General features: G+C 40.3%; 22 protein-coding genes and 1 other RNA gene. 12 read left to right on the forward strand and 11 right to left on the reverse strand.

Annotation, left to right across the window (positions count from 1 at the left end):
- Positions 1 to 46 precede the first annotated feature (46 nt).
- Together V7K45_RS03400 and V7K45_RS03405 are read left to right on the forward strand one after the other, a co-directional pair.
- Complete coding sequence (locus V7K45_RS03400) at positions 47 to 1,054, forward strand: isopenicillin N synthase family dioxygenase (protein ID WP_335000385.1); 1,008 nt, start codon at positions 47 to 49, stop codon at positions 1,052 to 1,054.
- A 116-nt stretch (positions 1,055 to 1,170) separates the two neighbouring features.
- Positions 1,171 to 2,124 (forward strand): isopenicillin N synthase family dioxygenase, encoded by a 954-nt coding sequence (locus V7K45_RS03405; RefSeq protein ID WP_335000387.1) that lies wholly within the window; start codon positions 1,171 to 1,173, stop codon positions 2,122 to 2,124.
- A 27-nt stretch (positions 2,125 to 2,151) separates the two neighbouring features.
- Here V7K45_RS03405 and V7K45_RS03410 read toward each other — a convergent pair whose 3' ends face one another.
- Entirely contained in the window at positions 2,152 to 2,985 is an 834-nt protein-coding gene (locus V7K45_RS03410; protein ID WP_335000390.1) for an aldo/keto reductase, read from the reverse strand.
- A gap of 201 nt (positions 2,986 to 3,186) precedes the next feature.
- Here V7K45_RS03410 and V7K45_RS03415 point away from each other — a divergent pair, with 201 nt between their 5' ends.
- The 3 genes from V7K45_RS03415 to V7K45_RS03425 all read left to right on the forward strand — a co-directional run bounded on the left by V7K45_RS03415 (position 3,187) and on the right by V7K45_RS03425 (position 8,009).
- Positions 3,187 to 4,461, forward strand: a complete 1,275-nt coding sequence (locus V7K45_RS03415) for a glycosyltransferase family 4 protein (RefSeq protein WP_335000392.1) — start codon at positions 3,187 to 3,189, stop codon at positions 4,459 to 4,461.
- 2 nt (positions 4,462 to 4,463) lie between these two features.
- Positions 4,464 to 5,825 carry an MFS transporter gene (locus tag V7K45_RS03420; protein WP_335000394.1) on the forward strand — a complete coding sequence of 454 codons (1,362 nt, stop codon included), beginning with the start codon at positions 4,464 to 4,466 and terminating at the stop codon, positions 5,823 to 5,825.
- A 183-nt stretch (positions 5,826 to 6,008) separates the two neighbouring features.
- Positions 6,009 to 8,009 (forward strand): ABC transporter ATP-binding protein/permease, encoded by a 2,001-nt coding sequence (locus tag V7K45_RS03425; protein WP_335000396.1) that lies wholly within the window; start codon positions 6,009 to 6,011, stop codon positions 8,007 to 8,009.
- Between the two features lie 132 nt (positions 8,010 to 8,141).
- Here the strand turns inward: V7K45_RS03425 and V7K45_RS03430 are convergent, their stop codons facing one another.
- The 4 genes from V7K45_RS03430 to V7K45_RS03445 form a co-directional block, all read right to left on the reverse strand.
- Positions 8,142 to 8,816, reverse strand: coding sequence for a response regulator transcription factor (locus V7K45_RS03430; RefSeq protein ID WP_335000398.1), 675 nt, complete (start codon positions 8,814 to 8,816; stop codon positions 8,142 to 8,144).
- Between the two features lie 53 nt (positions 8,817 to 8,869).
- On the reverse strand, positions 8,870 to 10,288 hold the full coding sequence (locus V7K45_RS03435) for a sensor histidine kinase (protein ID WP_335000400.1): 1,419 nt from the start codon (positions 10,286 to 10,288) through the stop codon (positions 8,870 to 8,872).
- 40 nt (positions 10,289 to 10,328) lie between these two features.
- Complete coding sequence (locus V7K45_RS03440; RefSeq protein ID WP_335000402.1) at positions 10,329 to 11,063, reverse strand: DUF4079 domain-containing protein; 735 nt, start codon at positions 11,061 to 11,063, stop codon at positions 10,329 to 10,331.
- Positions 11,064 to 11,251: 188 nt separating this feature from the next.
- A complete protein-coding gene (locus V7K45_RS03445) occupies positions 11,252 to 11,632 on the reverse strand; it encodes a hypothetical protein (RefSeq protein WP_335000404.1) in 381 nt (126 codons plus the stop codon).
- Positions 11,633 to 11,884: 252 nt separating this feature from the next.
- Here V7K45_RS03445 and V7K45_RS03450 point away from each other — a divergent pair, with 252 nt between their 5' ends.
- On the forward strand, positions 11,885 to 12,913 hold the full coding sequence (locus V7K45_RS03450) for a DMT family transporter (protein WP_335000406.1): 1,029 nt from the start codon (positions 11,885 to 11,887) through the stop codon (positions 12,911 to 12,913).
- Positions 12,914 to 13,140: 227 nt separating this feature from the next.
- On the opposite strand, the gene V7K45_RS03455 is transcribed toward V7K45_RS03450, so the two are convergent.
- Positions 13,141 to 13,278, reverse strand: a complete 138-nt coding sequence (locus V7K45_RS03455) for a hypothetical protein (protein WP_335000408.1) — start codon at positions 13,276 to 13,278, stop codon at positions 13,141 to 13,143.
- A 3-nt stretch (positions 13,279 to 13,281) separates the two neighbouring features.
- A complete protein-coding gene (locus V7K45_RS03460) occupies positions 13,282 to 14,619 on the reverse strand; it encodes a hemolysin family protein (RefSeq protein ID WP_335000410.1) in 1,338 nt (445 codons plus the stop codon).
- A 339-nt stretch (positions 14,620 to 14,958) separates the two neighbouring features.
- Between V7K45_RS03460 and V7K45_RS03465 the strand changes: the two genes are divergently transcribed.
- A complete protein-coding gene (locus tag V7K45_RS03465) occupies positions 14,959 to 15,255 on the forward strand; it encodes a hypothetical protein (RefSeq protein WP_335000412.1) in 297 nt (98 codons plus the stop codon).
- A gap of 34 nt (positions 15,256 to 15,289) precedes the next feature.
- Here V7K45_RS03465 and dinB read toward each other — a convergent pair whose 3' ends face one another.
- On the reverse strand, positions 15,290 to 16,432 hold the full coding sequence (gene dinB / locus V7K45_RS03470) for a DNA polymerase IV (RefSeq protein ID WP_335000414.1): 1,143 nt from the start codon (positions 16,430 to 16,432) through the stop codon (positions 15,290 to 15,292).
- 156 nt (positions 16,433 to 16,588) lie between these two features.
- On the opposite strand from dinB, the gene V7K45_RS03475 reads away from it, so the two are divergent.
- A complete protein-coding gene (locus V7K45_RS03475; protein WP_335000416.1) occupies positions 16,589 to 17,521 on the forward strand; it encodes a GIY-YIG nuclease family protein in 933 nt (310 codons plus the stop codon).
- Between the two features lie 228 nt (positions 17,522 to 17,749).
- Here the strand turns inward: V7K45_RS03475 and V7K45_RS03480 are convergent, their stop codons facing one another.
- Together V7K45_RS03480 and V7K45_RS03485 are read right to left on the reverse strand one after the other, a co-directional pair.
- The gene (locus V7K45_RS03480; protein WP_335000418.1) at positions 17,750 to 18,358 is read right to left on the reverse strand and encodes a TetR/AcrR family transcriptional regulator; all 609 of its coding nucleotides are present in this window, start codon (positions 18,356 to 18,358) and stop codon (positions 17,750 to 17,752) included.
- 113 nt (positions 18,359 to 18,471) lie between these two features.
- Positions 18,472 to 18,975, reverse strand: a complete 504-nt coding sequence (locus V7K45_RS03485; protein WP_335000420.1) for a GNAT family N-acetyltransferase — start codon at positions 18,973 to 18,975, stop codon at positions 18,472 to 18,474.
- Positions 18,976 to 19,411: 436 nt separating this feature from the next.
- Here V7K45_RS03485 and V7K45_RS03490 point away from each other — a divergent pair, with 436 nt between their 5' ends.
- Positions 19,412 to 19,897 carry a beta-lactamase hydrolase domain-containing protein gene (locus tag V7K45_RS03490; protein ID WP_194040625.1) on the forward strand — a complete coding sequence of 162 codons (486 nt, stop codon included), beginning with the start codon at positions 19,412 to 19,414 and terminating at the stop codon, positions 19,895 to 19,897.
- A gap of 284 nt (positions 19,898 to 20,181) precedes the next feature.
- Here V7K45_RS03490 and V7K45_RS03495 read toward each other — a convergent pair whose 3' ends face one another.
- Positions 20,182 to 20,505: a hypothetical protein gene (locus tag V7K45_RS03495; protein WP_322737361.1), complete on the reverse strand. Its 324-nt coding sequence runs from the start codon at positions 20,503 to 20,505 to the stop codon at positions 20,182 to 20,184.
- 781 nt (positions 20,506 to 21,286) lie between these two features.
- Here V7K45_RS03495 and V7K45_RS03500 point away from each other — a divergent pair.
- The 3 genes from V7K45_RS03500 to ssrS all read left to right on the forward strand — a co-directional run bounded on the left by V7K45_RS03500 (position 21,287) and on the right by ssrS (position 23,218).
- Positions 21,287 to 21,811 (forward strand): pentapeptide repeat-containing protein, encoded by a 525-nt coding sequence (locus V7K45_RS03500; RefSeq protein ID WP_335000426.1) that lies wholly within the window; start codon positions 21,287 to 21,289, stop codon positions 21,809 to 21,811.
- Entirely contained in the window at positions 21,808 to 22,974 is a 1,167-nt protein-coding gene (locus tag V7K45_RS03505) for a 5-(carboxyamino)imidazole ribonucleotide synthase (protein ID WP_335000428.1), read from the forward strand. Before V7K45_RS03500 ends, V7K45_RS03505 begins: the two co-directional genes overlap by 4 nt.
- A 60-nt stretch (positions 22,975 to 23,034) precedes the next feature.
- A non-coding RNA gene (ssrS, locus tag V7K45_RS03510) (6S RNA) lies at positions 23,035 to 23,218 on the forward strand.
- Positions 23,219 to 23,344 lie beyond the last annotated feature (126 nt).

Raw genomic sequence — 23,344 nt, forward strand, 5'->3', positions numbered from 1 at the left:
CAATAACCCAAGAAAAAATCATCAACTTTCTAGGAATTTTATAATTATGACCTCAATCAATGAACTTACAAAGCAAACAACTGCTACATCACAGATTCCCATTATTGATTTTTATCCATTTGTTACAGGTGACAGCAAGGCTAAAGCAGCAGTTGCAAACCAAATTTCTCGTGCTATTCAAGAGATGGGCTGCTTCTATTTAAAAAATGGAGTTTCCCAAACTTTAATTGATCAAGCCTTTACCCAAGCCGAAGGATTTTTTACACTCCCATTAGCAGAAAAAGAAAAAGTAGCCTCAGCAGTGACTGGGCGTAGTCGAGGTTACATACCCTTTGAGAAAATGTTCATTGGCGATCAACCAGGACAATTACACGAATCCTTTAGTTTTGCCAATGAACTCGATCTAAACAAAGCTGGGGATGAAAGTTATACAGAGGCTTTGGATGTCCCTAATCAATGGCCAGAAAATCCGCCAGAATTTCGTCAAGTTTTGCAGCAATTCTTCCAAGCTAGCCAAGAATGTGCTTTGAATGTGTTAGAAGCATTTGCGATCGCCCTGCAATTACCACATTCCTACTTTACCGATTTACATTCTCAGCAAAACCACGCCGGAGTTTTCAATTACTATCCCAACATCTCTCAAGCCCCAAAAACAGGACAAACTCGCTTTTTTGAACACACTGATTTAGGCAGTATCACCTTGCTATTTCAAGATCGAGGAGGAGGACTAGAAGTGTACACACCTCAAAGAGAGTGGATTACCACCACTTCAGTTCCTAACACCGTTTTAGTCATGGCGGCAGATATGATGTCACGATGGACAAACGATAAATTTTGCGCCACACCTCACCGAGTTTCCGTACCGACTGATTTTCAGAAAGTAAAAGAAAGGTACTCATTTAGCTTTTTTGTAATTCCTAATTACGAAGTAGAAGTCACTTGTCTACAAAATTGCTTAAAGGCAGATGAATCTCCCAAATATCCCCCAACTTTCGTAGGCGATCATCTCCTAAAAAGAACCAACGATCGAGCCAAAAAATATGGGCGTAGTTAATTATAATTCGTAATTTATCATCCCAGAAATCCCGATCCGAAATTTCATTAACTCCTAGCAAATACTCGGCGTACCTTTGCGCTTACTTTGCGTTCCTCTGCATTTAAAAATAACCTATGATCTCCATTAAAAACCTTGAACAACAACCTGCAATTTCAACACAAATTCCCATCCTTGACTTCCACCAGCTTACTGCCGAGCAAGTCTTACAGGCCATTCAAGAAGTTGGCTGCTTTTACCTGAAAAATTGTGTTTCCCAAAATGCAATTGATCGAGCCTTCGGTAATGCTAATGGCTTCTTTGCGCTACCAGAGGCAGAAAAAAGACAGCTTGCTTGGAAAGACGGCGCAGCTCTTGGATACTTTTACACTAAATATAACGGTGACTTTCGAGAGGCTTTTGTCTTTGGCGAAGCTGTTTTAACAGAACACATCGATACAGATTCCCCTGTGGCGCAGCAGGTTCATCATCACCTGGGACAGCATCCTGCTTTTCGTGATGCTGTGCAGGAATTATTCACAGCTTGTCATGATGCTGGTAATCGTATTCTCAAAGCGATCGCCATTGCCCTAAACTTACCAGAATCTTACTTTAGCGATCGCCATCCTCAACAAGCCGACTATGGGCTGTTGCATCGCTACTATGAAGTATCCGAACCTCCCCAACCCGGAGAAGCCCGCTTCGAGGAACATACAGATTGGGGCAGTCTCTCCTTACTGTTTCAGGATGAAAATGGCGGACTAGAGGTTTGCACCAATGCTGGAGAATGGATTGCTGCGCCCCCACTCCCTAACACAGCGATAGTCTTTATCGCAGATGTCATGCAACGATGGACAAACGATAAACTCCCTGCTACCAAACATCGGGTACTAATGCCAGCCAATGCCCGTAGTCTTCCAGAAAGATACTCCTTAGCTTTCTTTCTCTCTCCTGGTGATGATACAGAAATTGCCTGTATTGAAAATTGCTTAGATGCAGGCGAATCTCCTAAATATCCCCCAATTATTACAAAAGAATATTACAAGCAGAAAACTGAAGATTTGGCAAAAAGATTTAATGGTTCTAAATGAAAGGGAATAGGGAATGGGGAATAGAAATTACCAATTCTCAAGCAGGGCAATAGGTGCAGATGGTGGAGGAAAAGCAACGTCCAAAGCACTCAGTTCTTCTTTCGTTAACTGCAAATCGAGGGCAGCACGATTCTGTTCAACATGGGTGATACTGCTGGCTTTGGGAAAGACTATCACCTCTTGATGCAACAACCAAGCGATCGCCACCTGTGCAACTTTGACCCCGCGCTGTTGGGCAATTGATTGCAATTTGGGATGTTTGAGTAGTTCACCTTGTAGCAAAGGCGAATGCGCCATGATCGGGATTTCTCTTTGCCGACACCAGGATAACAACTTCCATTCACCATTGCGATGCTGCAAATTGTAGGGGATTTGATTTGTAGCAATGGCTTCACCTCCGGGTAAAGCACTGGCTTGTTCCATATCCTCAACATCAAAATTGCCAACGCCATAATCTCGAATCTTTCCAGATTGCTTCAATGTCTCAAATGCTGCCAAAGTTTCTGATAACTCTACAGGCCCCCGCCAATGCAACAAATAAAGGTCGAGATAATCCGTCTGCAACCGCCGTAAACTGTTTTCGCAAGCTGCGATCGCCCCTTGCCCAATTGCATTACGAGGCGCAACCTTACTAACAAGAAAGACTGATGAACGACAATTAGCGATCGCTTCGCCAATTAACGTTTCCGCCCTACCCTCACCATAAATCTCTGCCGTATCAATCAACGTCATCCCTAAATCGATTCCGCGACGCAAAGCAGCAATCTCATTGTTACGCTGGGCGATCGCTTCACCCAGTCCCGCAGTCCCCATTCCCAATACTGGCATCAATCGACCGGATGGTAAACAAATAGTTTTCATTAGCAACTTCTTAACTTAAAACTTACAAACTAGCTTTACTTGTATTCAAATATTTTTGCACAATCAAACACAATCATTTAACTTCTTGATTAAAAAAAGCTATTTTGTTTACGCCTTTTAGTGATAAAAATATTAATGCAAAATACGCAAATAGTAACTAATTTTATTTAGCTTTTACCTAAAATAAACATCTAGTTAATTATGAAAATCGCCTTCTTCGATTATCCTGTCACCCTAGCCGAACCACCTAAAAATGGAGGAATCCGCTTAGTATCTTATGCCTTGGCGCGACGTTTAGCTCGTGCTGGTCATGAAGTTTTATTCTATGGCTCAAAAGGTCACTATCAAGAATTAGAATATCACGAAGATGGCATTACCTATCGCCGTATTCCCGAATCATGGCTTGATAAAATATTAGAACCATTAAACTTTCTTGATATCTGGAACATATCTCATCCTCAACGACCTTTCTATGCATCTAGATTATTTTATTGTGAATTCTATCGACAAGTCGCCAAAGATATTCAAGAACAACAATGTGATGTAATACACATGAACATTGTTTTTCAATTTGTTCCCCTAATGCGTGCCTATAACCCTCAAGCAAAAATTGTCTTACATATACATAGTGATTTTCTCCCATTGTTCGATCCAATAATGGTTGAAAAGCACCTGAAGTCAGTGGATTTAGTAATTGGATGCAGTGATTATCTAAAAAATCAGGTTCGTAAATATTTGCCTCACGTTAACAGCCAAACTTTATATAACGGTGCAGATACTCGTCACTTCGCCGTCCCTAATCATCACAATAGAGAAGCTAAGAAAAAAGATATTAAACAAATCCTTTTTGTGGGCAGAATTTCACCAGAGAAGGGTATACACGTTTTAATTGATGCCTTTAATAAAGTAGTATCTCGTTATCCCCAAGTACAGCTAAAACTTGTCGGCTCAGAAACCGCATTAGTACCGTGGTACACACTTGATAGAAAAGATCCGCAAATTCAGAATATTCATTCTTATTACCAAGGTAGCTATCGAGAGCAATTGCAAGAGCAAATTGCTTCTAACGCCGCCAATTCGGTTTTTTTTCTGGGCAAAGTTCCCCATTTCGAGCTATTTGAGTATTATCAGCAAGCAGATATATTTATTTTTCCATCTGTTTGGAATGAGGCATTTGGGATGCCGATTATCGAAGCAATGTCGATGGGATTGCCTGTTATTGCTACCCGTGGGGGTGCTTTCCCTGAACTGATAGAGGATGGCAAAACAGGGTTATTGGTCGAACGCGGGGATGTGGATGCTTTAGCCGACGCAATACTGCGCCTGCTTTTAGATGACAATCTCAGAATTGCAATGGGAGAACTTGGACAGCAACAAGCAGTTGAAAAGTTTGATTGGGATCATCAGGCGCAAAAGCTATTGCACCAATATCAAGCAATGATGAAAAGTTTGAATATGCATACACTTAGGAGTTGATTGTGTTGGCAAGTATAGAAAAAACGCCACTGACTATTTTCCGTGAGATGAAACTGTTTATTATTGTTTGGGTGGGACAGCTGATTGCATCTATTGGTAGCAGCATCACCGCATTTGCTTTGGATGTTTGGGTTTACGAACATACAGGTTCTGTCACCCAATTTGCTCTGATTACCCTTTCCAATACTTTACCTCTGATCTTACTTGCACCTGTAGCTGGGTTATTAGTGGATCGCTGGGATCGTAGATGGACAATGATTCTCAGCGATTTATTTGCAACTTTAGCAACAGTGGCGATCGCTGCTTTATTTATCATCGGTCGATTGGAAGTATGGCATATTTACTTAGCCAATACCTTCAGTGCTATCTTCATGGCTTTTCAGATACCCGCTTTCATCGCTTCCATAACCCTATTAGTACCAAAACAGCACCTTGGTCGTGCTAATGGAATGCTGAGTTTCATGAATGGTACAGCGCGGCTTGTGGCACCACCTTTAGGAGGTATTTTGTTAGGGATGATTTCTCTGCAAGGGATTATCGTGCTGCATTTAACTACCGTATTTTTGAGTATTACTCTTTTGTTGCTGGTTCAGTTTCCTAAATCCAGCACTCCTGCTGTTGCAATTGAGGAAAGTTCTTTTCTCAAAGAAACAACTTATGGATTGACCTATTTATTGGCTCGACCAGGACTACTAGGAGTGTTAATCATTTCAGCTTATAGCCTTTTTCTTGTAGGATGTGTTCAGGTTATCACTATACCTCTGGTGTTATCTTTTGCTCCCGTAACAGTTTTAGGGACTATTCTTTCACTCTTTGGTGTTGCTATTTTAGCGGGGGGTTTACTGATTGGTATCTGGGGAGGTCTAGAGCGTAACATGAATACGATATATAGCTGTATGTTGCTCACGGGTGTGTTTCTTGTTGTTGCCGGTTTGCAAGCTTCTATTTTTGTCTTCATTGTCGGCATCTTCTTATTCTTTTTGATCAGACCAATAATTGCTAGTTCAACACAAGCTATTTTTCAGGCGAAAGTAGAACCATTAGTGCAGGGTAGAGTCTTTTCTATTAAAGGAGCGATCGAAGCCGTAGGTTTACCTCTAGGCTATATTACGATAGGGCCTTTGGCAGAAAAGGTATTTGAACCCTTAATGGCTACTGATGGTTTGTTGGCAGGTAGTATCGGACAAATTATTGGTGTCGGTACAGGTCGTGGTATGGGACTTCTGTGCGTCATCATGGGAATTTTGACTATTTCAGCAACTTGTATTACCTACTTCTACCCTCGCCTACGATTTGTGGAAGATGAACTACCTGATGTGATTGATGAAGTTGCGGTGGCTGGGCCCACCTCACATATTCTCTAAGTTCTGAGAGGATGTATTACTCAAACTATTATTTTTTAGTTAACTAAAAGTAAACTAGGTAAGTAAAGATGATTTCCAAAAAAGCAATAGCTAAAAAGCTTATTTTGTCAAACTTTCCAGCTATATTTGCCTTTACTTCAGTTATACACTCATAGAAAATTTTCGACGTACTGATTATAAAATATGCAAGCTCAAGTTCTTCGCAATCAAACCTTAAAAGATACTACTTCTCCATTGTCGGCTTTTAATCGATTTTGGGAGAATGTTAGAGCGATCGCAGGGCCTTATTGGTATCCAACAGAGTCAGGAGAAAGAGCATTTTCAGACGTGATTCGCGCATGGGCGATGCTCGTTCTCTTGATCTTATTAATAATCGCGCTCGTGGGCGTAGCTGCCTTCAATACATTCATTAGTAACTATTTAGTCAATGTCATTATTGAAGAGAAAGATATTACTAAGTTTACTCAAACCTTGTCAATTTACGGCGTTAGCCTGATCTGCGTAACCTTCTTGGTAGGATTTTCTAAATTTGTCAGAAAAAAAATTGCTCTTGATTGGTACAAATGGCTAAATAATCGCACATTATCAAAATATTTGAGTAAGCGTGCTTATTATAGAATCAATTTTAAATCTGATGTTGATAACCCAGATCAACGTATAGCTCAAGAAATTGAACCCGTTACCAGTAATGCTCTCTCATTTTCAGCTACTTTCTTAGAAAAAGTGCTGGAAATGACGGCTTTTTTAGCAATTGTTTGGTCAATTTCCCAACAGATTGCTATTGTTATGCTTGTTTATACGGTCATAGGAAATTTGATTGCTATTTATTTAACTCAAGAATTAAATAAGATTAATCAAGAGGAACTTGAACTTAAAGCTGAATATAATTATTCCCTAACTCATGTTCGTAATCACGCTGAATCGATAGCTTTTTTTCAAGGAGAAAAGCAAGAATCAAATATAATTCAGCGCCGATTCAGTAATCTCCTAAAAAATATTGAACGCAAGATTAATTGGGAGAGAGGTAAGGAAATTTTTAACAGAGGATACCAGGCTATTATCCAAATATTTCCGTTTCTAGTACTTGGGCCATTATATATTAATGGTGAAATTGATTTTGGACAAGTTGGCCAAGCCAGTTTAGCTACTGGTTTGTTTGCTAACGCTATGGCAGATTTAATTAATGAATTTGGAACTTCAGGAAGATTTTCTAGCTATGTTGAGCGTTTATCTGACTTTTCAGATGCTTTAGAAGAAGTAACTAAGCAACCCGAAAATGTCAGTACTATTAAAATAATAGAAGAAAATCATCTGGCATTTGAAAATGTCACCTTACAAACGCCCAATTATGAACAGGTAATTGTTGAAGATTTATCGTTGTCTGTTCAACCAGGAGAAGGTTTATTGATTGTCGGCCCTAGTGGTCGAGGTAAAAGTTCTCTATTGAGAGCGATCGCTGGTTTGTGGAACGCTGGGACTGGCCGTTTAGTGCGACCTCCATTAGAAGAAGTTTTATTTTTACCCCAACGTCCTTACATAATTTTGGGAACTTTGCGCGAACAGTTACTCTATCCTAATACCAGTCGTCAAATGACCGACGCAGAACTCAAAGAAGTTTTGCAACAGGTCAACCTACAAAACTTACTGAGTCGAGTCGATGGCTTTGATACAGAAGTTCCTTGGGAAAATATATTATCGATAGGAGAACAACAACGTCTTGCTTTCGCACGACTATTAGTTACTCATCCTAGCTTTACTATATTGGATGAAGCAACAAGTGCTTTAGATTTAAAAAATGAAGGAAGTTTATATCAACAGTTACAATCAACGAAAACAACATTTATCAGTGTTGGGCATCGAGAAAGCCTATTTGATTATCATCAATGGGTTTTAGAACTTGCACAAGATTCCAGTTGGCAACTTGTAACTGTGCAAGATTATCGAAATCAAAAAACAAGGAATATTCAAAGCACGCCTAATAATGAATCGCAAAATCAATCTCAAATATTGACGGAAACAATCACAAGTGAAAGGCTTTCTCATAAGGAAATAAGTGACTTAACTAACTATTCCATTAGCACTATTAGAAGTAAGGCAAGCAAAGGAGATTCTATTACTACTAGGGATGGCTTGACGTACCGTTATGACAAAAACTCAAGTGTGTTGAAATGGCTGAGAGTTTAGCGGCTTGATAATTAAGCCGGTATGGGAAATTCATAGAATTGCCTGAAAGCTTGCTATTCTCAATTTATTCAAGCGTTGTAGCCCAACAACTGATAGGACAGCTTACTAAGCAAGTTTATTACATTGGTATAACTATTCACGAAGTACGTAGCCCACACCACGTACCGTATGAATTAAGCGTTTTTCATTATTTTCCTCTAATTTTAGGCGCAAGTAGCGGATGTATACTTCGATGATATTGGAATTACCCATAAAGTCGTAACCCCAAACTTTTTGTAGAATTTGGTCTTTCGTAAATACCTGACGAGGATGCGAGAGTATATATTCCAACAAGTCAAACTCTTTAGCTGTTAACTCAATCGCCCGCTTACCCCGGAAAACTTGGCGGGTACGGTGATTTAAACTCAAGTCTTCAAACTGAAAAATATCCTGATCTGTTTCTTGAGTGCGGCGGAGATGAGCACGGATTCTAGCAAGCAGTTCCTCAATACTAAATGGTTTGACTACATAATCATCAGCTCCTGCATCCAAACCTGCCACGCGATCGTTAACTTCATCTTTTGCTGTTAATAAAATTACTGGTACGGAAATACTAGTTGCCCGCAACCGACGACAGATTTCCAAGCCTGACAGCCCAGGGAGCATCCAATCAAGAATGACTAAATCTGGTAATAGCTCCCGTGCTAACGTTAAACCAGCGATGCCATCATGGGCGACGTTTATATTGTAACCTTCGCTACTTAGTTCTAGTTCGACAAATCGCGCCAGTTTAACTTCATCTTCAACCAAAAGTATATTTGCTGTCATATTTGTTTGTGATTTTAATATCAAAGTGCTACTTTAACCTGACTTTAGACTAGCTATGTAAGTAGAGTTATGGTAAACACACTGCCTTCTCCTAATTTTGATTGCACACATACACTACCACCCATACCCTCTACAAGTGTCTTGACAATGGATAAACCCAAACCACAACCGCCAGTCGCATGAGAGCGGGATTCATCTATGCGGTAAAATCGCTCAAAAATACGTGTTTGGTGTTGTAAAGGAATACCATAACCTTTGTCACAAACTTCAATAATTGCTTTGTCATGAAACTGATTTAACTTTAAAATTATAGGTGTGCTAGCTTCAGAATACTTAATAGCGTTATCAATCAAATTGAGCAATATTTGTTTAAAACGGCTGTAGTCTATTTTAACTTCGATGGGGTAAGCTGTTGACTCGATTGTAATTAAGCGATCGCTATATTTTTTAGCCATCACCACGACTTCTTCAACTAAGTCATTCAATACATAAGATTTCATCTGAAAATTCAAATGCCCACCATCTGCTCGTGCTAAATCAAGTAAATCTTGTAGCAAGCGAATGGTACGTTCGGCTTCTGAGGCAGCAGTTTCTAAAGCTTCTTGTTGAATTTCTGTTAAGTTATTCTGCCGTCGCAAAACGCTTTGTAAGTAACCATGTACAATCGTCAATGGCGTGCGTAACTCGTGAGAAACGTTGCTCACAAATTCTCTTTCTTGCTCCCAAGATTGCGAGAGGCGCGATAACAACATGGTTAAAGTTTGAGCTAATTCTTTGACTTCACTGGGTGCATTATCAACATATATTTGTGCTTGTCCTAAATCTTCTATAGAAATGACAGAAGTCATCTGACTTAGCTGGCGTAGTGGTTGCAGAGAATGCCGAATATAGAATACACTTATCGTTATTATGACAATAATTGCCAAAATACTGCTAATATTCGAATTCCGCAGCATTGCCATAAACATTTTCTGTTCGCGAGTAATATTATATACTACAAATAGCTTACCCAGAGACTTGCCCTGCACTTGCAAATAACTACTACTTATAATAAAGTAGCTTTGATTAACTTTGTAAATTTGTGCTTTAATCTGCATATTACTAAGGGACATTAACTCAGTCACCGTAGAGCCAGATAACAAATCTAAATTAGCAGATTTTATCAAAATTTTATTATCAGGACTTTTTAACCATAAAAGTATATTCGTATTTGCCAAGTTATTAATAGCCTTTTGCAATCCAGTTTCAGGTTGCATCATTTCACTATAAATTTGCACATCGTGCGGCAAACGTTTAGCGATTTGTTCTATATCATGCTTACGACTATCAATCAAAATTTGCTGCATTCTCCAATTAATCCATGCAGCAAAACTACCTAATATTAAAGTTGAAAATGTAGCAATACCAATGGTTAGCCGTAACTGCAATGAGAAAGGATCGAGATTTATCCAAATCTTTGGGGGTTGCTTCACTTTTTAATTTTGTCTAGGTAATTTAAAAATATTGCTAGTTCTATTGACTTTTGGGTAAATAAATTGGCTGGATTTTACAAGATTTAGTATCACATTTTTGCTCATAAAGCATATTAATATAGGGTTCTTGCCAAGTGAGTGGAACTTCTAACAATGAGCGTGTTCCTGTTATTCCCTGCCCGATAAATAGTAAAAGAGCAAGGGAGCTAACAATAATGTGAACCTTGCGCCAGCGATTAGTTTTATCTTTATAAATGTCTGGCAAAATGGAGAGTGAAAAAATCATCAGCAGAGCCGCAGTTAGCCCATAATAATAGTGGGAGATATACCATTGTTCAGTTTTGCGGTAAATACCATCTTGGCATCCAAGCACCACTAATGCGATTCCTGTGAGGGTTGCAAATATACCACGCCAGTTTTTCTCCTTTGCCTGATAGAGTAAATACAGAGAAGCGATCGCAGCCATAAACAATAACCCGATAAAGACTACCTGAAATGGTGCTTTCATCCAAACTTGATTTTCTAAAATATTACCAAAAATATCGTTGGCAAACGCGATTAAAACAATACCGACAACTGCTCCAGTTAGCCAGCGCCCCAACTGAGTATGCTCTTGTCCTACAGTGGCGGGGATTTTACTCTTACCTGTGGCTAAAGTTTGCAATCGGCGTTGACGGACTTGTAAAGCGCGGTTGACAATGATGCCGATTAAAGGAAAGACTACGAGTACAGCGATCGCTGGATGTAACAACAAGATAACATCTCTAAATTCCATATCTGACCTCCGAGCAAAAGTTACAAATTAGTTTTTTTCAGCAGTGCTTTTGCACTAAATCTGCAATTATTGGCAAATGCTGTAAAATTTTTAGGTAGCGCTTGCCACTACCGATAATTTAAATAAGTAGACATAATTAAACTGAAGATACTTTGATTTATTTATGTCTACCTACTTACAACTAATAATTACTTGACCTCATCAGCCTCAAACTTTGTTACTTTACCTTTTTTAACCGCAACTATTACATCAAAGGTAGAACAGTAAGCAAAGGTGACATTATTAGTTTTATTGTAAAGATTAACTACCATACCTGCACCGCCAGGTTGAACAGCTAGCGGTTCAAGATCGCCAAAAAAGAAACGACGTAGTTCATCACCACCACCAAACTGACCCTTATGCTTGATGACCAAATCAATCTTTTGTTGAGTAGTCAAACCTGTAGCATCTTTCTTTTCTGCGGCTGATGCTTGCACTAGTGAAGGACTCACAATTTTAAGCGGAACATCCCAGACTGTTAGCATACCAACAAGAGCAACACCTGTAAGCAGAGAAGAAGCAATTTTCATTTGTTTTTCCTTGTGTTGAAGTTTCTCGATGAACTAAAGCATCTCATCTGCTACTGAAGTTCAAATGAAACCAATCTAGTAATTGTCTGAATTTATTCCTTGGAAAAACTTAGTTTAGACTCAGCATATTCTCAGAAAATTGTGATATTTTCAATCTCAGCTTATTTTAAGTGTTTTCTCAGATTTATCTCACCTAAAATTACCCAAGTTAGCTGAGTATAGTAAAGAGTATTTCTTTGCAGCGCTATTATTATGAGCAAACCGAGAAGATGGCATACTTTTATTTATAAAATACCTGGTCAAACCTATCTCTGGCTAGCAATTTTGATTTTTGGAGCTTCGAGTGCAGTTACCCGTAAGTTGACAGAAATTGGCGCTCAACATTTCATGGATGGTCGAAATCCGATTTCTTTATGTAATGTTTTATTTGTAGGGAATTTATGTGCGTTGATAGTTATGTTTCCTATTTATCGGCGACAGTGGAACAAAAAGGCTTTGCAGCAACTGTCAAAGAAAGATTGGTTGGCGCTGATAGCCGTAGCTATTTTATCAGGAGCGCTTGTCCCTGGTTTAATTTTCCAGGCATTAGCATTAACAGGGGTCAACAATATTATTTTGGTTGGACGCTTAGAGCCACCTCTGGCTATGGCTTTATCAGTTTGGTTGCTGAGGGAACGGGTAAATCGTTGGGAAGTTGTAGGAGCGATCGCTGCATTTGTCGGCGTTACCCTAACTATTCTTCTGCAACCCTCACAGACGACTACGATCGACATGGGTGCTTTCAGAGTAGGGATTGGGGAATTGTTGGCGGCGATCGCAGCCGTGGCTTCAGTAGTTTCAACGATTATTCTTAAAGGATGGCTTTCCAATATCCCAGTGGGAATCTTGAGTATCTTTCGTACTGCTCTAGGAACTGTAATATTTTTCTTTACAGCTTTAGTTCTCTATGGCCGCGACCACTTTATGGATGTATTTTCACCTTTTTTGTGGCAGTGGATGCTTGTTTATGCTGCTGTGATTGTGGTTGTAGGTCAATCATTTTGGCTCAAAGGCTTGAGAGCTTCTACCGTGTCAGCAACTTCCTTAGCTGGCTCTTTTACTCCAATCATCGGAATCTTAGCTGCTTATTTGGTACTGGGTGAAGTCCCTAACTTAGCTCAATATATCGGTGGTAGCTTGATTTTAGTTGGCATATTCCTGGGTCAAGTTGGTATTCGCTTTCAGATTTCTCGTAAAGTTGCAACTCAAGTAGAACAAGGTATGGGATTTAAGGGGATTTGACCGAACAAGCCAAAAGTTAAAAGTTAAACGCAATTTGTTCTGTCAGTCTGTTAGAACGAGTGTACGTGAAGTCTGCCAAAGCATTCAGTTAAACTATTTTGCAGTAAAGAAGGCAGGAGGCAGAGGGCACTTATGCTGAAGGGAAGAATTTGAACGGGGCAATAAAGCCGCCCAATTCTTGGCCACCTGTGGCAGAGATTATGGTGGGGGACGTAAGAACATGTTCCTTAGCGATCGTAGGCAGAAGGCGAAAACAGTATTCCAACTGAAACTCCAGCAAGAACTGTCCTTTGCCTTTCTTGTTGAGCAATAATAGATATTTTTGTTTTTACTGTAGACTTCAGGGCAAAGACAAAGATATTCATGTCTCACTGATCTTTTTTAGCGTGCATTGGCACAACCAACACTTTATCTATTCGGTTTCCATCCATACTAACTACTTCAAAGCGTAGTCCCGCCCACTCAAAATGTTCAGCCACCAAGGGAATATGCCCTAACTGGTTGACGACAAATCCCCCTAAAGTTTGATAGTTTACCCCTGCCCCTGGTAACAACTTTCTGATATCTAAAATCTCTTTCAACTCATCAATTGGCAACAGTCCATCTAACAACCAAGACCCATCTTCACGTTGCACCACATCAGGATCTGCTAGTTCTTCACTGGTTGGGATATCACCTACTATCGCTTCCACAATATCAGTGATTGTCACCAAGCCTTGTGTCACACCATATTCATCTACGATTAAAGCTAGGTGAGTCCCAGATTTTTTAAATAACTCTAAAAGGTTCAAAGCCTTCATGCTTTCTGGCACATATAAAAGTGACTTTAGTAAAGCTTGCAATTCAATGGCTTGGGTTGGATTTTGGGCTAAAAATTCTTTTGTTTGCACAATACCTAATAAGTTATCAATGCTCTGTTGACCAACTGGGAAGAATGAATGAATACTTTCAATCACTTGGCTGCGGATTTTTGACAATGGTTCATCAATATCAAGCCAAACCATCTCTGTACGTGGTGTCATAAATGCACTGACTTGTCTGTTACCAATATTAAATACTCGCTCTACTACGTCTTGTTCCGCCTCTCCCAACAGACCTGCTTCATGGCTAGCTGCCACTAAAAGTTTCAATTCTTCAGTCGAATGAAGCAATTCTTCGCTACTTCCTGGTTCCAAGCCTATAAGCTTTAGAACGAAATTTCCTAAACTATTCAAAACTTGGACAGCAGGGCGAAATATCACTAAGTATAGTTCTAAGAGATTTATAACTGCGAAGGCTGTTCTTTCCGTGCGCTGGAGCGCTAAACTTTTCGGAGCCAATTCTCCCAAAACGATGTGGAGAGACGTAATGATTGTAAAGGCAATTACTACTGATAAGGTATGGGCGCTAGTTTCCGATAAAGATTTTGGCAGCCAGTGGAAAGCGGGTTCGACCAGTACTGCAATCGCTGGTTCTCCAAGCCAACCTAAGCCTAAAGAAGATATAGTAACACCAAGTTGGGTCGCTGCTAGATAAGCATCCAAGTTATTTACTGCCCGTTGTAAAGCTTTTGCACGGGGATGACCTTGGATGACCAACTGTTCGACACGACTACGGCGAAGCGCAACTAAAGCAAATTCAGCCGCCACAAAAAATCCGTTGGCTAGCACCAAGAAAATCACCGATAGCAATTTGCCCGCAGTAAGCCAAGTCAATGGACTGTTCATAACTATCTATTCTAGCCTTTGCTGCTAATTACTACTGCGATTATTTTGTCAACACTAATTGCTACCTATTTGCCGACCAATGGTCGGCAAATATTCTTTGGATATGCAGGTAGACACATCATAAGTTAGAGCAATGCCGTACCACTTGCCTACGGCACGCGCCGCGAACGTGGAAGCAAGCTTTGCGGAGAGTCTCGTATATAAGGTGGGCTATCCGGTATCACGCTCCGCTCCCGTGCCCAAAAAGCAATCTACACCCATACAACAAATAAGCAAAATGTCTCTGATTCGCTGATAAGTTCCTGTATTCTGGGATATCCGTTCTTTGTGGAAAGCCGAATGATTCCTATAGATATGAAACGACTCATCAAAAAAAACCCTAACCCAGTTCGCAATCAAACAGAAGTAACCCCACCACCGATTGAACCCATTGAGATTCCTGAAAGCCAAAATATTTCTGAACCAATGATTGAACCAAATCCACCTGTGTATATTGAAGGCTACGTTTCCGAATCCGAATGCATTTCTGAACATTATCGCCTCCTACGCTTTGTGGGTAACTCTGGGTGGCAACTGTCTGATGTGTGGCGCGAGTTGAAGGTTGATGATTTCTGTCGTGGGTGGGTCAGTATTTAAACAGCGCGATGCCTGCGGTTCTTGCTAGCCTGCACTAAAATATAATGCCTGCATTTTGAAATAGTGGCAATTGAATTACTTGGGTATGTTTAGCGTTATCCAAATTAGACAAGGAAATCCCCAACAATCTAATACTGCGATTCTCCAGTTCAATTGATAAAAACAGTGCTTTAGCTATCTCAAAAATCGTAGAGAGTTCACTGATGGGAGCAAGCATTGTCTTACTACGGGTTAACTGCTGATAGTCAGAAAACTTGACTTTCAAAGTTAATGTGCGTCCTCGTGTTTCATGCTGCTCTAACCGTTGCTCGACAAAAGAGGCAATCTGTTCGAGTTCTTGCAACATTTCGCTATAATCACTTAAGTCTTGTGCAAACGAGGTTTCTGCACCAATTGACTTACGAACCCGATTCGCCTCAACTGGGCGGTCATCTTCTGCTCTGGCAATCTTATAGTAATACTGACCAGCTTTCCCAAAATGGTGTGTTAACTCCAAGAGCGATCGCCCTTTCAAATCAGCCCCAGTATGAATGCTGAGTGAATGCATCTTCGCCGCCGTCACCTCTCCAATACTGTGAAACTTTTCAATCGGCAGATCCTCTACAAAGGCGATCGCATCCTCCGGTAAAATCACCGTTAGTCCATTCGGCTTGTTCTGCCCTGATGCCATTTTTGCAAGAAACTTGTTAATCGACACACCTGCGGTTGCCGTCAACTGGGTTTCTTGGAAAATCGCAGTTTTGATGTGTCTTGCAATCGTAGAAGCGTAGGTGATATTCTGCTTGTTCTCAGTAACGTCCAAATATGCTTCATCTAGTGCAACTCCTTCCACTAAATCACTGTAGTGTTTGAATATGGCGTGGATTGCTGCGGAAATCTCCCGGTAAACGTCAAATCTTGGTCTGACAAAGATAAGCCCAGGACATTTTGCAAAAGCGGTTACTGACGGCATCGCGGAGTGAATACCAAACTTCCTCGCTTCATAACTGGCGGCTGCAACCACACCTCGCTGATTCGGGCTACCACCGACGACTAACGGTTTACCTCGGTAGCGAGGGTTGTCCCTCTGTTCCACCGATGCATAAAAGGCATCCATGTCTACGTGAACTATCTTCCTGGTTCTAGCAACAGATTCTTGTCCCAAGGTAGCTCCACCACAAGCAGTCTCGCTTTTCACACCATTTTTAAGCAAATTAAATCCTAAATTAGAAATCCTATAGTACACTAGCACTAGTTTGAGCCGAATTTTGCATATCTGCAAATTATTTAAAGCTTGCTTGAACTTTTTACTATCAGTCCCGATTGGTTTTTCTGTTAATGAGTAAGCGTGACAATGTGGCTCAAATTTGGTGTAGCTCCAGATGGACAATTAGTCTGTGTTGAAGATGTTGGTAGTGGTAAAACTGAGCTTTTGTGCCCTTACTGTTACGGTGAGCTAACTGCTAAGAAAGGTAAAGTCAAGCAACATCACTTTGCACATTCTTCAGCAACTTGTTTGCCTGTGGCTAACCGTAATTTCCCGATTTTACCACTCTACGATAATTTCAATATTTACCTATCGCGTAGAGATTTAGCACAGTTAAAATTGCTTTGGAAAGAATACGGCTCAATCAATTATCTTATAATTCCTGGTTTAGTTACTCCAGGGCTTATCAAAGCTGGAATATTCCAAAAAAACGTGTATCTAATCCCTCCAGCTTATGAATTTACTAACTTAGGAAAAATTCCTGTTGGGGCGCTAGAATTCAGTTTATTCAACGAAGTGCAAGAACCTCTGTTGCTCAAAAAGCTACTGAAACTAGAGCTAGCAGCCAAACACGCATTATACAAAAATACGCCAGATAAGTCATATCGGCTTACCGATTTAACAATTTATCGCGCTCAACTTCAACGCATTTTATCTTGTACTCTGTATTTTTTAGAAATTCAAACTAATATTGGTACTTTGCACAAGATAGGAGTTACCGCCAGACCCATCCAACAGCGATTGACAGAAATAGAAACGGATTTACTTATCCCTTATGAAACTGTTGCTATTCAAATACTTGGAACTTGGCCACACAGGGGTAATGTAGAACTATATTTTAAACACCGATATCATAATCACAATTATCGCATTGGTAGTTTAACTGAGTACTTCAAATTTAGTGCTTCCGATGCTAGCGCTGTCCTACATGAGCTACAAGAAATGAAAGAAAAAGTACTTTCTCCAGTCGAGATAGACATTCTTAAGGACAACATTAGCTTATCTCAAGTTGCTATCTAACCTATGCTCATGCGGGAGCAACAGCATTTGTTCCATATTTCTATGCGATCGCCTTTTTCTTTAGAAACAGCCTCTTACCTTTTAAGATTTTCATATATCTTTATGTATATAAATAAGCTGGTATTTATATCGGTTAAACTTAAAGAATAATTCAAAATTCAGAAACAATAATTTGTCTCTAACTGTTTCCCTTTCTCCCTGCTCCCTTGCGGCCTATTTGTATCAACCTTAAAGGGGAGTGGTACTGATACCACGCACAAAAATATCTACACAGGTTTCGATATAGTCTTCACAGCTATAGCTGCTGGAATTGAATTTTGCACTACGGCATAGCATTCCAGCTAACAACATTCCTGTAAACATATCGACAGCCGGAAATGGATCGAGTTCTGCTCTGACAGTACCTCGTTTCTGACTCGATTGCAGGTAAGCTACCAGTTTTTCGGCTAAGGGCTTGGCAGCTTCTTGAATCACTTGTTTGGCTGCCTCTGGATGACGTTTGGCTTCTCCAATGAAGGTACGAATTAAGTCCTCCTGCGTCTCTAGCATAGTATTGTAAAGATGGGCATACTGTTTTAAATCAATTTTGAGATCCTGTGTCCACGCTTCGGGGTGTGCAAGGGCTTCTGTCTGGAGTGCTAAGGCATTTTTCATTACTGCTCCCAGAAGTTGTTCTTTGCTAGCAAAGTGGCGAAATAAAGTCACCTCATTTACACCAGCAACACGAGCTATTTCACGGGTAGTTGCTCCTTGAACACCTAAAGTGGCAAATACCTGCAAGGCGGCTTCTATCAAACGTGTACGGGTGAGAGTTGATGAACGGATAGTTTTATGCATTTATGCTGGCAAGTACTTACTTTTATCATAGATTATGTAGAAAAAGTAGTCGTAATTTGGCGAAAATAGTATTGATGCCAAGATTTTTAAAGTTATTAAAAATATTTACTTTCTCAAATTAATTTTGGTGCAGTAGCTAATGTTTTACTCATTTTAGTAACTGGAACAACTATGCCGCTTCTTAAATAATGAGGTGCTTTTTGGATGGCAGTAAATCCCAGTCGTAAATAAAAGCCTTCAGCATAAAGGCTAGCAGTTGTAATTACCTTATCTATACCTTGCTCAGTTGCTTCGTCGCAAAAATGTTGAACTAAAGCACGGCCAATCCCTTTACCTTGATATTTAGGGTGGACATACAGCCCGATGAGTTCATCAACAATGAAACTAGCAAAACCTATAACAACATCTCCCTCGATCGCAACCCAGAAAGATTCGGTTTTCATACTCTTCAAGATATTTGAACCATCAGGTTTATCGCGGTAATTGCGCCAAGCTAAAAGCTCTTTTTGGGTGTAGAAAGTTGTAGGTAAAGCCTTAATAGCAGCAATATGAATTGCACTCAACGCCCACGCATCTGTTTCTTGGGCAGGTCGAAGAGATATTTCGTTAGCGCTCATAGGTTCAGGGCTGGCATTCAGATTACAAGAGGAGGCAGGGGGCAGGCGGAAAGCAGTATGAATGAAAACTTTAGTTCTGGGCCATTTGCCCAGTTTCAAAAGATGAATTGTTCTATTTATACACTTGTTCAGGAAAATCTCGATCCAATTGCTCCCCCAACTTGCCCAATAGTATAACTCCTGAAATATAATCTACGGTAATTCTATCGTCAAAAAGTATAATAAGCTTTAATCACCACTAATTCTATCGGCGAACCGTATATTATGGATAAAGCAATAAAATAACTAACCTCAAAAGACAAATTTTGAAGTAATCAAGCAATATCTTGTGAGATTTGGCTAGTTTTGCTGTGTTTATTTGGAATATCTTCTCAAAGCTTGTGCCCTTAGAGTCTTTACCAAGCTGGGAGACATTAGAAAGTTAAAAGGAGTGAATGTGATCAACGCCATACAAATTAACGAAAACTTGACAACGACAGGACAAGTTATACCGAAACAGCTTGAGCAAGCTATTCAAGAAGGTTTTAAGTCCGTTCTCAATCTGCGATCGCCTGATGAACTAGGATTTTCTAAGGATGAGCAAAAAGTAGCGGAAGCATTGGGGCTGTATTATCAAAATGTTCCTCTCAAGGTGGATCTCAAAAATTTGAATGAAGAGGTAATTACCAAAATCCTCACAACACTCGAACAAATCCCGAAACCAGCAGTTGTGCATTGTGCCGCCGGAATGCGATCGACTGGAATTGCGCTGTTGAGTATCGCTATCCAGGAAGGATTAACACCAGAGGAAACCTTAGCAAAAGCAAGAAATCTCGGCTTTGGATTCTTTGAACACGCTGGTGTTAGTCCCCGATTAAAGCAATTATTTGTGGACTACGTTAACAAACACGCGAAGGTAGCTTTACCTGCTAGCTGCTCTTAAGTATTAGTAATTTCTAATTGTTATGTCCTAATAGACTAGACGGCTGCTATACAAATTATTGAAGAAGAATTCAGCAATCTTGACGCTCTCTAGGTTCGCGCTGCGCGTAGCTTGTTTCTTTGCAGGGGTAACGAGTCGCACAGAATTCGATTCTGTTAGCGGATAGCTAAGGTTTAGCCCATTCTGGCTCCTGACTTTTGAATTCTTTCTTCTTAAAAATTAAAAACTGCTCTTGCTGAAAGTAGACAAGAGCAGTTTTTAATAGCAAAGCCCAACATAAAAATTTAGGCATCTTCAAGTTCAAATTGAGCCACCGTAACAGCATTAAAAGCGAAAGCTAAAACTAATGGCATTGGCGACTGAAACCAAAAGGTAAAAAGAACAGCTAAGATTGTGCCAGTTACTGCGGATATTGACCACAATCGTTCTTCAAAAGTTAGTCCTTTTTCGGCTTTAATCAATCTGAGGACATGAACTGGAATTGGCTCCGGCATTACCCCACCCGGAGGGAAAGCCCAGAAGTTGTTACGTCGCTCAACAAATAAATCTGTCCAGCCATTTTCTTGGCACCATGCCTCAATCCATTGAAGTGAGTAATGATTCATCATCGGGTTTCAGAGTTCGGTTTGTGGAAGTTGTGTACTTGGTGAATGTAAACTCTTGGAGATTCCTGAAGAACTAACTAATCGCTATAAAGTGAACGCTAACGATCGATATTTAAGCTTTGTTAAGCAATTGAGACGCATATAATTACGGCTCAAACTTTGCTTTCATTAATTAAAAGACTAACAGTCGATCGGGGCTGTTGAATTTAAAAGACAACAAACTTTACTTGAAAAATGGAAAGTCAAGAATTGTAAATAACTCCATGAGTATTACTGCTCAAAAAAACTTTTTATATCTTGAAAATTTAAATCTACAAATGAAGAATTGTAAATAGGTCAACAAGCATAGGCCATAGGAAACATTGCTTTATTCAGCTAAATTATTCCTTTAGAGTTAGGAATTTCAAGTTTTATCTTTATTAAGAGCGATAGATTATGCTCCCCATCTCTGTTTTGCTAAAGCTTGCTTGATGTGAGAAACAATTTATACTCAGTCATTGCGATCGCTATTGTATTTAATAAATATTGTTCTGAATATCTAATTTTAGTGCGATGCCTACGGCGGGGCTTCTCCTGTCGGAGACGCTCCGCGAACGCCCATCGCCGATTGCCACTCTCTACCTCAAGTAGCAGGGATAATTTTGCTCAAGTAAGAAGTTTATGCTCTTTTTGCGTTACAAAATATTAAGCAACGGAAATACACGTTCTCCAAGTCCAATAGCAAGGCTGCGAGTCTCAATTAGTACGAGATCCAGTCTTGCTAATATTCAAGTGCGGTAATTAAATGCGGGGATTATACACTAAATTGACTCTCAATATATTTTGGCGGCAAGGGTTGGCATTCCTTCTGGGAATTATTATCTGGTGTGTGGCCGATCCAGCAGTGGCAGTAGACTGGACTCATCCACTGTCATTTAGCAATGCAGAGTTATCAAGACGTGATTTTTCTGGACAGAGTTTGCAAGCTGCGGAGTTTTCTAACGCCAATATGGAATTGGCTAACTTTACAAACGCTGACTTACGGGGAGCAGTCATGAGCGCTTCGGTGATGACAAAAGCAAATCTCCACGGAGCGGATTTAACGAATGCAATGGTCGATCAGGTAAACTTGACTAAGGCCGATTTGAGCGATGTAGTTTTCAAAGAAGCTCTTTTGCTCCGCGCCATATTTAATGATGTAAATATAGACGGTGCAGATTTTACAGATGCAATTTTGGATAGAGCGCAAATTAAAGAACTGTGCGAAAAAGCCAGTGGTGTGAATTCCAAAACAGGCGTGCAAACTCGTGATTCTTTAGGATGTCAATGAAGCGTGTTGGTGTAATTGGTGGCGGACAACTAGCCTGGATGATGGCAGATGCAGCACAGAAGCTAGGAGTAGAATTAATAGTACAAACTCCAAGCGTTCACGACCCGGCCGTGTCAATCGCTCAGGAAACTGTTTTCGCCCCGGTAGATGACGCTAGTGCTACAGAAATATTAGCTCAAAAATGCGATGTCATCACCTTTGAAAACGAATTTGTTAACCTGCAAGCTTTATCTCTTTTATCACAGCAAGGCGTTTGTTTCCGTCCCAAATTAGAAGCATTAACTCCTCTTTTAGATAAATATCATCAGCGTTGCTATTTACGTGACTTGGGCTTACCAGTTCCTCAATTTTTTGCCCTTGAGGAGGTGGAAAATATTCAATCCAAAATAGAATATCTAGGTTTTCCAGCAGTTTTGAAATCCCGCCGTCATGGTTATGACGGTCAAGGTACTTTCATAATTCAGGATTTTGCTGCTTTAGAACAAAAGCTAAGTCATGAAACCACAACAAAGACTTTAAATCAATCACTTTTCTTGGTGGAAGAATTTGTCCCCTTTGAAAGAGAATTAGCAATAATTGCAGGTCGTTCTGTAGAGGGAGAAATTGTCACTTATCCAGTAGTGGAAACCCAACAAGAAGAACAAGTGTGTCGGCGGGTGATTGCGCCAGCCGAAATTACGCTTAATCAGGTAGCAGAAATCCAAGCGATCGCACATACTCTATTAAATAGCCTAGAAGTAGTGGGAATTTTTGGAATTGAGCTATTTCTCAAGGTTGATGGCAAAGTTTTGGTAAATGAAATCGCACCACGTACCCACAATTCTGGGCATTTTTCTCTTGACGCTTGCGAAACTTCTCAGTTTGAGCAACACCTCCGAGCCGTATGTGGTTTACCTTTAGGGAATCCGGCTTTACAATGCGCGGGTGCTGTAATGGTCAACCTACTGGGGTATGAAAATTCTCACAGCGACTACCAAAGCCAGCGTCAACAAATAGCAGAAATTCCCCAGGCGCACGTTCACTGGTATGGGAAGACAGAATCACGTCCTGGGCGAAAGTTAGGGCATGTCACTGTTTTGCTGGATAATCACGATAGAGAATCGGCAGGTGCATACGCCAACAACATCGCCCGCACTATAGAATCTATCTGGTATCCCAGGTAAATAGATCGGAAAGTTTCGATATTGAACACACAACATCTTTTGAAAAGCTATAATGAGTGAGTTGCACTACGACGTTGGTGACTGCCATCAAGTTTTTTGATCTATGCCTTTAATGACAAGGGAGTCAACTGTTCTCGTGGCAGTATACCGGGCATGTACCCGGAAACTTTAAACGAGGAATTTAGGTTCCCACCTGGATAAACCCAGGTCATAAACTTAGGTAAAACGGCGTCGCGGTGAACTTAAAATTATTAGCTCCCAAAGTCAGTTAGAATTTGGGAGCTTTAATTATTTCAATCAGTTTAAAATAAGCGAACTGACAGTAAAGATTGCCATGTTTTTGGGAAACCTAGATACTGAGGTTTCAAGA

This window comes from Nostoc sp. (genome assembly GCF_036917375.1).
Classification (GTDB): Bacteria; Cyanobacteriota; Cyanobacteriia; order Cyanobacteriales; family Nostocaceae; genus Nostoc.